General features: G+C 70.5%; 11 protein-coding genes. 2 read left to right on the top strand and 9 right to left on the bottom strand.

The genetic code is table 11. The annotated features are described in order from the left end of the window. Positions 1-4: 4 nt before the first annotated feature. The 7 genes from AB0M79_RS07560 to AB0M79_RS07530 all read right to left on the bottom strand — a co-directional run bounded on the left by AB0M79_RS07560 (position 5) and on the right by AB0M79_RS07530 (position 7718). Entirely contained in the window at positions 5-1552 is a 1548-nt protein-coding gene (locus AB0M79_RS07560; RefSeq protein ID WP_364209106.1) for a sugar ABC transporter ATP-binding protein, read from the bottom strand. A gap of 70 nt (positions 1553-1622) precedes the next feature. Then, positions 1623-2801: an ROK family transcriptional regulator gene (locus AB0M79_RS07555; protein ID WP_364209103.1), complete on the bottom strand. Its 1179-nt coding sequence runs from the start codon at positions 2799-2801 to the stop codon at positions 1623-1625. A 300-nt stretch (positions 2802-3101) separates the two neighbouring features. After that, entirely contained in the window at positions 3102-4214 is a 1113-nt protein-coding gene (locus tag AB0M79_RS07550) for a sugar phosphate isomerase/epimerase (RefSeq protein WP_364209100.1), read from the bottom strand. Between the two features lie 270 nt (positions 4215-4484). Then, positions 4485-5294: an ABC transporter permease gene (locus AB0M79_RS07545; RefSeq protein WP_364209097.1), complete on the bottom strand. Its 810-nt coding sequence runs from the start codon at positions 5292-5294 to the stop codon at positions 4485-4487. A gap of 12 nt (positions 5295-5306) precedes the next feature. Continuing rightward, positions 5307-6095: an ABC transporter permease gene (locus tag AB0M79_RS07540; RefSeq protein ID WP_364209094.1), complete on the bottom strand. Its 789-nt coding sequence runs from the start codon at positions 6093-6095 to the stop codon at positions 5307-5309. Positions 6096-6252: 157 nt separating this feature from the next. After that, entirely contained in the window at positions 6253-6666 is a 414-nt protein-coding gene (locus AB0M79_RS07535) for a carboxymuconolactone decarboxylase family protein (RefSeq protein ID WP_364209091.1), read from the bottom strand. 119 nt (positions 6667-6785) lie between these two features. After that, positions 6786-7718: an ABC transporter ATP-binding protein gene (locus tag AB0M79_RS07530; protein WP_364209903.1), complete on the bottom strand. Its 933-nt coding sequence runs from the start codon at positions 7716-7718 to the stop codon at positions 6786-6788. Positions 7719-7984: 266 nt separating this feature from the next. Between AB0M79_RS07530 and AB0M79_RS07525 the strand changes: the two genes are divergently transcribed. Beyond that, on the top strand, positions 7985-9181 hold the full coding sequence (locus AB0M79_RS07525) for an ROK family transcriptional regulator (RefSeq protein WP_364209088.1): 1197 nt from the start codon (positions 7985-7987) through the stop codon (positions 9179-9181). A gap of 146 nt (positions 9182-9327) precedes the next feature. Continuing rightward, a complete protein-coding gene (locus AB0M79_RS07520) occupies positions 9328-10512 on the top strand; it encodes an endonuclease (RefSeq protein ID WP_364209085.1) in 1185 nt (394 codons plus the stop codon). A 78-nt stretch (positions 10513-10590) separates the two neighbouring features. On the opposite strand, the gene AB0M79_RS07515 is transcribed toward AB0M79_RS07520, so the two are convergent. Together AB0M79_RS07515 and dnaG are read right to left on the bottom strand one after the other, a co-directional pair. Further along, complete coding sequence (locus AB0M79_RS07515) at positions 10591-11121, bottom strand: hypothetical protein (protein ID WP_364209082.1); 531 nt, start codon at positions 11119-11121, stop codon at positions 10591-10593. A 1-nt stretch (position 11122) separates the two neighbouring features. After that, the gene (gene dnaG / locus AB0M79_RS07510; RefSeq protein ID WP_364209079.1) at positions 11123-12976 is read right to left on the bottom strand and encodes a DNA primase; all 1854 of its coding nucleotides are present in this window, start codon (positions 12974-12976) and stop codon (positions 11123-11125) included. Positions 12977-12994: the final 18 nt, after the last annotated feature.

The raw sequence follows: 12994 nt of genomic DNA, 5'->3' as shown, positions 1-12994 counted from the left end.
GTCGTCACGCGGCTTCGCCTTCCATAAGCGACCCCGCCATGACGAGGTCGAGCACAGTCTCTTCGTCGATCGCGTCGCCCGGCGCCTCGTGGATGACCCGGCCCTCACGCATCACCAGCACCCGGTCGGACAGACCGAGCACCTCCGGCACCTCGCTGGAGACCAGCAGCACCCCGACCCCCTTCGCCGCCAGGTCGCGGATCACCTGGTACAGCTCGGCCCGGGCGCCGACGTCGACACCCCGCGTCGGCTCGTCGAGCAGCAGCAGCCGGGTGTCCCCGAGCAACCAGCGGCCGACCACCACCTTCTGCTGGTTGCCGCCGGAGAGTTGGCGGACCGGCCGCCGTACGTCGCGGGGGCGCAGCTCCAGCGAGTCGGCGACCTTCTCCGCCTCGGCCAGTTCCTGCCCGGACCGGGTGAAGCCGCCCTTGGCGATCCGGGCGAAGGTGGCCAGCGTGACGTTGCGGTAGATCGGTTCCCCGAGCAGCAGCGCCTGGCTCTTGCGCTCCTCGGGCGCCATGCCGAGCCCGGCCCGGACCGCCGCGCCCACACTCCCCGGGCGCAGGGTCCGGCCGCCCATCCGGACCGTGCCGGACTCCGACCGGCGGGCGCCGAAGATGGTCTCCAGCAGCTCCGAACGGCCCGACCCGACCAGACCGGCGATCCCGACGATCTCGCCCGGGTGCACGGTGAGCGACACGTCGGCGAACTCGCCGTGCCGGGTGAGCCCGTCGACCCGCAGCAACTCCTCGTCGGGGCGGGCCACCGGGGCCCGGTCCGGGAAGACGTACTCGATGGTGCGGCCGGTCATCTTGCTGACCAGTTCCCGCGTCGGGGTGCTCTGCGCGGGCAGGTTGGCGGCGGTGGTGCGACCGTCCTTGAGCACGGTGACCCGGTCACCGATCTCGCGGATCTCCTCCATCCGGTGCGAGATGTAGATGACCGCGATCCCCTGGGCGGTCAGCTCGCGGATGATCCGGAAGAGATTGCCGACCTCGTCGTGCGCGAGCACCGCGCTCGGCTCGTCCATGATGATCAGCCGGGCCTCGTGCGACAGCGCCCGGGCCATGCTGACGATCTGCTTGCCGGCCGCCGGCAGCGACCGAACCAGCCGGTTGGGCGGGATCTCCGCATGCCCCAGCCGCCCCAGGATCTCCCGGGTCTGCCGGGACATCGGTCCCCTGCGGACGAAACCGAACTGGCGCGGCTCGTGCCCGAGGAAGGCGTTCTCCGCCACCGACAGGTCCTCGACCAGGTCGAGTTCCTGGTAGATCGTGGCGATGCCGGCCTTCATGGCCGCCTGCGGGTTGCCGAAGTTGACCTGCTCGCCGAGCCACTCGACCTGGCCCGAGTCCGGCCGGTGCACCCCGGACAGCACCTTGATCAGGGTGGACTTGCCGGCGCCGTTCTGGCCGAGCAGGCAGTGCACCTCGCCGGCCCGGACCTCCAACTGCACCCCGTCCAGGGCCCGTACGCCGGGAAAGGTCTTCACCACGTCGGTGAGCCGCAGGACGACCTCGGCCCCGGCGCCCTTGCCGGTGTCGACGCTCATGACGTCCGCTCCCTTCGGTCGCAGCCGCCATGCGTCAACCTGAGCCAACCGATTCGCTCGCTACGCTCGCTCATGACGCCTGCTCGAAGGCGACGTCGCTGGCGAGTACGGCCGCGCCGGTGACCCCGGCCCGCGAGCCCAGCTCGGACAGCACCACCGGCAGGTTGCCGGTGGCCAGCGGAAGTGAACGGCGGTAGACCACGCTGCGGATCTCCGCCAGCAGGATGTGCCCCAAGTGAGCGAGCCCTCCCCCAATGACGATCATGGACGGGTTGGCGAAACTGACCAGCCCGGCGAGCACGCTGCCGACCCGGCGACCCCCGTCGCGGATGAGCCGCACGCAGGTGACGTCGCCCTCGGTGGCGCCCTGGGCGACGTCACGGGCGGTCAGTACGCCGGCGGCGGCGAGCCGCTCGGCCAGGGCCGGGGAGGCGCCGGAGCGGGCCGCCAGGGTGGCGTCCTTGGCCAGCGCCGCGCCGCCGAAGTGCGCCTCGAGACAACCGACGTTGCCGCAGGTGCACATCGGACCGTGGCTGTCCACCTGGATGTGTCCGATGTCGCCGGCGCAGCCGTCGATGCCGCGGTAGACCTCGCCGCTGAGGTAGATGCCGCAACCGATGCCGGTGCCGATCTTGACGAAGAGGAAGTCGTCGACCGTGTGCGCGACCCCGCCGTGCCGCTCACCGATCGCCATGATGTTGACGTCGTTGTCCACCGCGGCCGGGCAGCCGTGCTCACGGGTGAGCAGTTCGCGGACCGGGAAACGGTCCCAACCCGGCATGATCGGCGGCGACACCGGGACCCCGTCGCGGTAGCTGACCGGACCGGGTACGCCGACGCCGACCGCGTCGAGCTTCTCGTAGACCCCGTCGACCCGGGCCTTGGCCAGCAGTTCGTTGATCCGGTGCAGGATGGCCTTCGGGCCGGACCGGATGTCGGCCGACTCGGTGTAGTTGGCGATCGGTTCCAACCGGCCGTTGGTCACCTCGACGTCGATGGAGCTGGCGCCGAGGTCGACGGCCGCGAAGCGCAGGCCGGGGTTGAGTTCGACGAGGGTGGAACGGCGGCCGCCGCGCGAGGCGGCCATCCCGGCCTCGGTGACGAAGCCGGTGCTGACCAGCCGGTCGAGCTCGGCGAGCAGACGCGGCCGGGGGATCTGCAACTGATCGGCGAGCTCCGCGCGGGAGATCGCACCATGGTCTCTCAGAAGCCGTAGCAGGCGCAGGTGCAGCGCATCCGCGGTGCGCACTGGTCCACCTCCGGTGGTTTACGCCGCCGCAACATCGGCGTGTCGTGTTGGACACAGTAGGAGCCGTCTCGGCCGACTGTAAAGACCTTTGGTCGCTTGAAGCCGAACTTTTATCAAGTTGGACAGAAGTCTTCGATCAACCCGCCGGAAGCAATCGTCGGACCTGCGCAACCTTGTCTCGCCAGGCGGCAAAATGCCTGGTCAGCAGGGGTTTCCAGAGACCGTCCGGCGCCCTCGACCGGAGGGCATGCCGATGTCCCGGCCGCGCAGGGCACGGCCGGGACATCGACAGACGTGGGGCTACTCGTTACGGTAGATGGTCAGATCGGCCATGTTCTGGTAGCTGAGCGCGGCGAAGTCCAGCGACTGCCCCGGGTTCGCGGCGCCGCCCGGCGCGGTGTCCTGCTCCCAGTTGGCGTGGTGGAAGTCCGGCTCGCCGATGGTCTGGAAGAACTGCTGGAAGTTGATGTCGCCCTCGCCGAGCGGGGTCATCTCGTAGCCGTTGGCCAGGGCGGTGTTCCTGTTGCCGTCCTTGGCGTGGAAGAGCGGGAAGCGCTTGGTCCGCCGGGCCACGGTCAGGATCGGGTCGAAGATGCTGGTCCGCTCCCGGCCCGCCGAGTTGACGTACTTGGTGTGCTTGAAGCGGGCCACGTAGCCCCAGTAGATGTCCATCTCGAAGAAGACGTACTTGGCGTCGGTCTTCGCCATGAAGTATTCGAGCTTGCGGACGCCGGAGGACCGGGTGGGCCGGCCGTTGCCGTCCAGCGGTCCGGCGTCGAGCAGGAAGTTGTAGGCCGCGTCGTGGTTGTGCGTGTAGAGCCGCATCTTGCGGTCCCGGGCCTGCCGGCCCAACTCGTTCCAGACGTCGGCGGCGGCGTCCCAGTCGGACTGGTAGTTGCTGTTGGTCGGGTCGCTGCCGGTGCCGATGTTCTTCATGCCGAGTTCCTCGGCGATGTCGAGCTGCTGCTGGAAGGTGGCCGCGTTGATGGACGTGTGCGTGCCGTTGGCGACCAGCCCGTTGTCGTCCAGGATCTTGCGGATCTCGGTCGGGGTGATCTGCCGGCCCAGGATCGAGCTGTGCTGGTTGTAGCCGGCGAACTCGATCTCCTTGTAGCCGAGTTCGGCCAGCCGGGCGAGCACCCGCTCGAAGCCGTACGGCACACCGCTGTCGTCGGGCGCCGCCGAGATCCGGTCCCGCACGCTGTAGAGGATGATGCCGCGGTTCTGCTCGGGGATGAGCGGCTCCACGGTCCAGGTGCCCTTGCCGATCGCCGGGGTCGCGGTCTGCAGGATCGGCAGGCCGGCGGCACCGAGGGCGGCCGCGGCACCCGCGGAGGCGGTGAGGATACGACGCCGGGTGAGCTGGGGGTTGGGCCGACCGGGCTGGCCCTCGCGGCGCTGCGCCTCGTCCATTCTTGTCCACCTTTCTGGGACGGCCGACGGCCGCCGATGACGAGTAGGAGGATCGTTCGCGTCTGCCCGCCCTCAGGGGCACGAACCGGGCTCGACGGACTTCGATAAGGTTCTGACCTCGACTTTTGCGACGCCATGTCGCGCGTGTTACGTCTGGGGCAGACGGTATCGCTAGCGACGAGGGAAAGAAAGACTTGCAGGAACCAAACTTTGTCCTGCGACGTCGAGAAGTAGTCGGCCAGGCGATCGACCGGGTGGCGTACGCGCAGGTCAGCGGGTCAGCAGTCGGCCCATGCGGCGGCCGGCCAGCACGAGCCCCAACACGGTCAGGGCGACCAGGTAGGCGACGTCGAGAAGCTGCGCCGGGCCGGCCGAGCCGATGCTGAGGTCACGGATCAGGTGCACCGACCGGTAGAGCGGGGTCAGCTCGACCACCCAGCGCAGGACGGCCGGATAGACCTCGGCCGGCACGAAGGTGCCGGAGAAGAGGAAGAGGCTGAACTGCACCGACCCCATCAGGTCGAAGTCCTGCCAGCTGCGCATGAACGTCGACAGCGCCATGCCGAGCGCGCCGAAGGTGAAGCCGACCAGCACCGCGGCCGGAAAGGCGACCAGCGCGCGGCCGACCGTCGTGAGGTCCATCCAGACCATGACCACGAGGAAGGCGGCGGAGTAGCTGGAGCCGCGGATCATCGCCCAGGCCAGCTCGCCCAGCGCGATCTCGAAGGGCTGCACCGGGGTCGCCAGGATCCCGTCGTACAGCTTCATGTACTTCATCTTGCCGAAGAAGTTGAAGGTGGTCTCCGACAGCGCACCGGTCATCGCGGACGCGGCCAGCATGGCCGGCGCGACGAACGCGGCGTACGCGACGACCTGACCGCCGGGCAGCGTCAGGTCGCCGATCAGCGCCCCCACCCCGACGCCGATCGACAGCAGGTAGAGCAGCGGCTCGAAGAAGCCGGAGATCATCACGACCCAGTAGGCCGACTTGAGCGCCGCCGCGTTGCGCTCGGTCACCGAGAACGCCCGGCGGGCCGGACCCTCGAAGCTGACCAGCTTGGGCAGGACGATGCTGACCACGCCGACCTCCTCTCAGAACACCAGTCGGCGCTTGAACCGGGCGTGTGCCAGCAGCCAGCCGGCGACCGCCCAGGCCAGCAGGTAGAGCAGGTGACCGGCGACCGACCACTGGGGAGCGATGCCCAGGGTGGCCGCCCGGGTCAGGTCGACGCCGTGCCACAGCGGGGACAGGTAGGCCAGCCAGCGCAGCACTACCGGCAGCTCCTCGACCGGGAAGAAGACCCCGGCGAACAGGGTCATCGGGACCACGGCGAAGCGGAACAGCAACGACAGGTAGCTGTCGGACCTGATCGAGGCGCTGAAGGCGAACGTCGGCGCCGCCACGGCGAACCCGATCAGCAGCGCCAGCGGCAGCGCCGCCAGCGCCCACGGCGAGTGCAGCGTGCCGAAGGCCGCCGCCACCAGCAGGAACGCGATGGTGCTGATCAGCACCCGGAACAGGACGAAGAGCAGGTGCCCACCGAGGATGTCGGCGACCCGAAGCGGGGCGCTGGCCTGGGCGAAATAGGTGCGGACCCACTCGAAGTTGCCGAGCACCTGCCAGGACGACTCCCCGATCGCCACCTGCAACGCGGTCGAGGCGAGCAGGCCGGGCAGGATGAAGTCGAGATAGGACACCCCGCCGACGCCGCCGTCGATGTAGGAGCCGACCCCCACCCCGAAGCCGATCACCGTCAGCAGCGGCAGGAGGAAGGACGACAGCGCGCTCGAGCGCCAGGTGCGCCGGTAGCCGACGATGTTGTATTCGAGTACGGAGAGCGGCCCGCCGCCGCGTCGGGCCGCCGCCGTGCCGACGTTCATCGGTCGACCAGCGCCCGGCCGACCGCGCTTGCCCACATGGCTGCCTCCCGCTCGGTGTCGTCGACTACGGCCCGGGCCGCCAGCGGTGGCGACCCCGACCGGGAGACCGACGTTATCGAAGGCCCCGACGTGTCCGGTAGCGGGAATCGCGGCCGGGTCAGCCGGCCGGTGTGGGACGGACGGGAAGCAGGTTGCGCTCGGCGAAGACCTTCTTGGCGACGAGGGTGGCGTTGACCGCCCGCGGCACACCGCAGTAGACCACCGACTGCAGCAGCGCCTCGACTATCTCGGAGGGCGTCAGGCCGGCGTTGAGCGCGCCGTTGACGTGGACCTCGAGCTGGGCCTCGGCGCCACCGAGACCGGTGAGTATGCCGAGCGTCAGCAGTTCCCGGTCGCGGCGCTGCAGTTCGGGCCGGACGTAGAGGTCTCCGTAGGACCAGGCGACGGACCGGTGACTCAGCTCGGGTGAGACGTCGGCCAGGGCCGCGAGAAGCTTCTGCCCGGCGCCCCCGTCGGCCTCCCGTAGCGCCACCAGGCCGCGCTCGTACTGTTCGTCCGCGTTCATGGTCATGGTCGTGCCCCACCTCTGCGCAGTCGTCCGGTCTCCCTGAGGCAACGGCCCCGGCGCCGGCTACCCACGGTTTCGCCGGGCAAACGACCCGTCTTCCGTGGGACGCTCCAGGCCGCACCCTAGTCCACCAGGGTCCGGCCGGTCAGGTGCAGGAAGACGTCCTCGAGCGAGCTGCGCCGGACCAGCACACTGGCCGGGGTCAGCGCCCGTCCGTGCACCTCGGCCACCGCCGCGTCGCCGTCCGCGACGTAGAGCAGGATGCGGTCGGGCAGCACCTCGATCCGTTCGCCCAGCCCGTCGAGCTTGCCGGCGAAGTCCTCCTGCGACGCGGCGGCGAATCGCAACTCGACGACCTCGCGGGTGGAGTATCGCTCGATCAGCGCCCGCGGCGAGCCCTCGGCGACGATCCGGCCGCCGTCCATGACGACGAGCCGGTCGCACAACTGCTCCGCCTCGTCCATGTAGTGGGTGGTGAGCACCAGCGTCACACCCTGTTGCTTGAGCCGGAACAGCCGCTCCCAGACCAGGTGCCGGGCCTGCGGGTCGAGCCCGGTCGTCGGCTCGTCGAGCAACACGATGTCGGGTTCGTTGACCAGGGCGCGGGCGATGGTGAGCCGGCGCTTCATGCCGCCGGACAACGGCTCGACCTTGCTGTTGGCGCGCTCGGTGAGCTGCACGAAGTCGAGCAGCTCGGTGGCCCGCTGCCGGGCCACCCGGCGCGGGATGCCGAAGTAGCGGGCATAGGTGGTCAGGTTTTCCCGCACGGTCAGCTCGGGGTCGAGGTTGTCCTGCTGCGGGCAGACCCCGAGGCGGGCCCGGATCGCCGGACCGTCCCGCCGCGGATCGAGCCCGACGATGCGCAGGACCCCGTCGGTCGGCGGGGAGACGCACCCGATCATCCGCATGGTCGAACTCTTGCCGGCACCGTTCGGACCGAGGAATCCGAACGCCTCGCCGGGCTGCACGTCGACGTCGATCCCGTCGACGGCCGTGAAGTCACCGAAGCGCTTGACCAGGCCCCGCGCGTGGATCAGCGCGCTCCCTCCGGCCACCGCCGGCTCGTGGCCCGGTGACTGTTCGTGGCCCGGTGGTCGCTGCCGCGTCTCCTTCACCGACAGAACCTATCCCCTCGGTACGACATTCATCCCACTCATTTCACATCTAGGAACTTTTCGATCACTCCGAACAAAGTTGACCCTGTACTGCGCCAACTTGTGGCGACCGTGCGGTATCTTTTCTCACACCGAGCCTCTGGGGGCTCTCCAAGTCGACTCGCCGCCGCGGGTCTCGCCGCGGCGGGATAAGGATGATGACGGACGTGTTGGGCGTATGGCCGGAAAACCCGCACCAGGCCCGGGTGCTTCGCCTGTTGCGTGACGACGGCCCGGCGTCCCGTGCCGAACTGGGCGAGGCGGTGGAGCTGTCCCGTTCCAAGGCGGCCACCGAGATCGACCGGCTCATCGAGCGGGGCCTGGTCGAGACGGTCGGCCCGGCCGCCTCCCGTGGCGGCCGGCGGTCGTCGATCGTCCGGATCGCCGGGGGAACCCGGTTCCTCAGCGTGAGCATCGGCGCGACCAGCATCGAGGTCGCGATCACCGACGGCGAGCTGCGGGTCATCTCCCGGATCACCGAGCACACCGAACTGCGCCGCGGGCCGACCGCCGTCATCGGGCAGGCCCTCGAACTCGTCAGCAAGCTGCGCGCCGACTCGGGCACCACCCGCTTCACCGGTGCCGGGATCGGCATCCCCGGCCCGGTCAGCTTCCACGAGGGGATTCCGGTATCGCCGCCGTTCATGCCCGGTTGGCACCGCTTCCCCGTACGCGAGATGTTCAGCACCGAACTCGGCTGCCCGGTCCTGGTCGACAACGACGTGAACATCATGGCACTCGGTGAAAAGCACGCCGGGATCGCGAAGTCCTTCGACGACTTCCTCTTCGTCAAGATCGGCGCCGGCATCGGGGCCGGGATCGTCGTCGCCGGGTCCGTCTACCGGGGCGCCAACGGCTGTGCCGGCGACATCGGCCACACCGCGGTCGACGACAACGGCCCGCTGTGCGTCTGCGGCAACAGCGGCTGCCTGGAGGCCTACTTCGGCGGGGCGGCACTGACCCGCGACGCGCTGGCCGCCGCCCGTTCCGGGCGCTCCGACCAGCTCGCCGAACAGCTCGCCGAGGCCGGCACGCTGACCGCCCTCGACGTCGCGCACGCGGCGGCGGCCGGTGACCCGGTCGCGATCGGCATGGTGCGCGACGGTGGCCGGCGGGTCGGCAAGGTGCTCGCCAGCCTGGTCAGCTTCTTCAACCCCGGCATGATCGTCATCGGCGGTGGGCTCGCCGGCATCGGGCACGCGCTGCTCGCCGAGATCCGGGGCGTGGTCTACCGCTCGTCGCTGCCGCTGGCGACCGGCGCCATGCCGATCGTGCTCTCCGAGATGGGCGACCAGGCCGGCCTGGTCGGCGCCACCCGGATGATCAGCGACCACGTGTTCACCGCCGCCGACGCGCCGGGCTGACCACCCCAAGATCCCCGTGATCAGGGATCGGGTCGCGCATATCGCCGGCGGGTCGTGCTTCCCCGCCCCTGATCACCGGGATCTTGGCGCACTCGTAACTTCGAGCTTCTTCGATGTTCATCGAAACTCGATTAAGATCGTCAGGCATGAATGCCACAGCTAGCGCGCGGTCGAGGCCGCGACAGCTCATCCTGGCCGCGGCTCTCGTCCTCGCGGTCGGCCTACCGGTCGGCGTGGTGTCGACCGCGGCGTCGGCGGCATCCGGCATCACCGTCGCGGCGGCCATCGCCGCCCAGGACGGCCGGACGGCGACGGTCACCGGCTACGTCGTCGGCGAGCCGACGGCCACCAACACGGTCCGGCGCTCCGCGTTCACCGGCGACACCGCCATCGCCATCGCCGACTCCGCCGCCGAGACCGCCACCGGCCGGATGCTCTACGTCCAGGTCACCGCGGCCTACCGCGGCGCCTTCGGGCTGCGCACCAACCCGGGCACGCTCGGCTCGACGGTCACCGTCACCGGCACGCTGACCGCGTACTTCAGCCACGCCGGCCTGAAGAACCCGACCGCGCTCACCCGCGGCGGCACGACCCCCACGCCCTCCCCGACCGCCACCCCCGGACCGACCCCGACCGGCAACCCCGGCTCGACGTACTACGCCACCGCCATCGGCAAGACGGGGCCGGCCCTGCGCAGCTCGCTGCACAGCATCATCAAGGTGCAGACCAGACTGTCGTACGCGCAGGTGTGGGACGCGCTGAAGCAGACCGACCAGGATCCGAACAACGCCAACAACGTGCTCCTGCTCTACTCCGGCACGTCGCGGAGCAAGAACAGCAACGGCGGCAGCACCGGCAACTGGAACCGCGAGCATGTCTGGGCGCAGTCGCACGGCAACTTCGGCACCTCGGCCGGGCCGGGCACCGACGTGCACCACCTGCGCGCGACCGACGTCACGGTCAACTCGACCCGGGGCAACAAGGACTTCGACAACGGCGGCAACCCGGTCAGCAGCGCCCCGGGCAACTACACCGACAGTGACTCGTGGGAGCCGCGCGACGCGGACAAGGGCGACGTCGCCCGGATGCTCTTCTACATGGCGATCCGCTACGAGGGCAACGACGGCTGGCCCAACCTGGAGGTCAACGAGTCCACCAGCAACGGCAGCTCGCCCTACCACGGCAAGCTCTCCGTGCTGAAGCAGTGGCACCAGCAGGACCCGCCGGACGCCTTCGAGCGTCGCCGCAACCAGGTCATCTTCGACAACTGGCAGGGCAACCGCAATCCGTTCGTCGACCACCCGGAGTGGGTCTCGGCGATCTGGGGCTGACCCACCCGGCGGGTGTCGCGGCCGCCGGTCGCGGCACCCGCCGCCCCGCACCGGGTCGCGCGAACGCGGCCCACCGCGTCACAGGTCGGACGGCGTGCTCTCCCGCTGGAACCGCTCGACGAGTTCGACCGTCGCGGCGCGGATCTCCTCGTCGTCGTACGCGGTCCCGGGGTCGTAGCGGACCGCCCAGCTCAGCCCGTCGACCCCGCCGACCCGGCGGGCGACGATCCGCACTCCCCCACCGGGCAGCGGATGGTGCACGGTGTGCGCGACCGACCCGGTGACCCGGGTACGCACCTGGTGCGGCACGTCGCCCGGGTCGAGCAGCAGATAGGACTCGGCCGGCCGGTCGGCGACCACGGCGTACTCGTCGTGCACCCGCAGCACCTCGGCCGGGGTGACGGTCAGCTCCCGGCCCGACCAGACCGCCTTGTGGATCTCGTGCCAGGGCAGCCGGCCGGACCGGCCCGGCAACCACAGCCCTCGGTTGGTCAACACGACCACGTCGTCGCCGGAGCCGGCCGGGGACCAGTCGAGGACCCGCTCCTCGGGGTCGAGGGCCGGGCGCCGGTCGGCGGGCAGCTTCGGCCGGCGGCGGAACAGACGCATGTCACAAACCTCCCACGGCCTGCTCGCGCAGGGCCCGCGCGTGCTGCTCCAGCGGTACCAGGGCGCCGACCATCGCCAGGTATTCGTCCTTGTGCGCGACCGGATTGATCCGCTGGATCTTCGACTTCAGCTCGCGGATCCGGGCGGTGACCGAACCGAGCTGGATCTGGGCCAGGGTCACCGACACGTAGCCCGGGTCGGGCTCCCGGTCGATCCGCAGCGGCTCGACCGCCAGCTCCCCGACCAGGGCGCGGCCCATCAGGTCCGCGCAGGCGTCGCGGACCCGCTCGATCCAGACCGCGCCGCTGACCGCGGCGGTGGCCCCGCCGGCCTCGGCCACCGCCGCCCGGACCGCCACGTGCACCGGATGCCGGTAGGCGTCCTCGCCGACCGCGTCGAACATCGGCCCGGCGAGCACCGGCACCTGGAGTGCGAGCTTGAGCGCCTCGCGTTCGACCAGCGACTGCGGGCTGTCCAGCACCGGCTCGGTCCGCTTCGGCCGGGCCGGCGCCGCGGCCCCCGGATCCGAGCCGGCGGCCAGCACCGCCCGCTGCACCGGCTCGATCTCCATGCCGAGGTCCAGGGCCAGCTTGCGGACGTACTCGGGGCGTTTGTCGCGGTCCTTGAGCTTGGCCACCAGCGGCGCGGCGCGGCGCATCGCCTCGACCCGGCCGTCGACGGTGTCCAGGTCGTAGCGGGCCAGGACCTGGCGCAGCGCGAAGTCGACCAGCGGCTCACGGCGCGCGACCAGGTCACGGACCGCGAGGTCGCCCTTTGCCAGCCGCAGGTCGCACGGGTCCATGTTGTCGGGCGAGACCGCGATGAACGTACGGCCGACGAAGCGCTGGTCCTCCTCGAAGGCGCGCAGCGCCGCCTTCTGCCCGGCCGCGTCGCCGTCGAAGGTGAAGATGATCTCGCCGGTGACCTCGTCGCTGTCCATCAGCAGCCGGCGCAGGACCCCGATGTGGTCGACGCCGAACGCCGTGCCGCAGGTCGCCACGGCCGTCGTCACGCCGGCCAGGTGGCAGGCCATCACGTCGGTGTAGCCCTCGACGATGACCGCCCGTCCCTGCTTGGCGATCTCCCGCTTGGCCTGGTCGATGCCGTACAGGACGTGGGACTTCTTGTAGATCGGCGTCTCGGGGGTGTTGAGGTATTTCGGGCCGTCGTCGGTGTCGAAGAGCTTGCGGGCGCCGAACCCGATCACGTCGCCGGTCAGCTCCCGGATCGGCCAGAGCAGCCGGCGGCGGAACCGGTCGATCAGCGAGCCGGACCGTGACTCGCGGGACAGCCCGGCGGTGACCAGTTCCGGACCGGTGAAGCCCTTCTGCCGCAGGTGCTTGGTCAGGTGGTCCCACGCGTCGGGGGCGAAGCCGCACCCGTAGCGCTCGGCGGCGGCCCGGTCGAAGCCGCGCTCGGCCAGGAACTCCCGCGCCAACCGGGCGCCGGGGGTGCCGAGCTGCCCGGTGTAGAACTCGACCGCGGCGGCGTGCGCGGCCACCAGCCGCTGCCGCTGGCCGGGCTGCTGGCGGGTCGGCGACGGGCCGGTCTCGTCGTACCGCAACTGGATGCCGGCGCGATCGGCGAGCCGCTCGACCGACTCGACGAACGTCAGGTGCTCGGCGTCCATCAGGAACTTGATCGCGTCGCCGCCGGCGCCGCAGCCGTGACAGAAGTAGACGTTGCGGGCCGGGGCCACGGTGAACGACGGCGTCTTCTCGTCGTGGAACGGGCACAACCCCTTGAGGTTGCCGCCGCCGGCCGAGCGGAGCGTCACCCGGTCGGAGATCACCTCGGCGATGGAGGTGCGCTCGCGGACCAGCGCGATGTCCTCGTCCCGGATCCGGCCAGCCATGCGGTGTCCACCCCCTCC

It is taken from the genome of Polymorphospora sp. NPDC051019 (assembly GCF_040683055.1).
GTDB lineage: Bacteria > Actinomycetota > Actinomycetes > Mycobacteriales > Micromonosporaceae > Polymorphospora > Polymorphospora lycopeni.
Note: the sequence above shows the minus strand (reverse complement) of the source record. Positions and strands in the feature narration are given on the sequence as shown.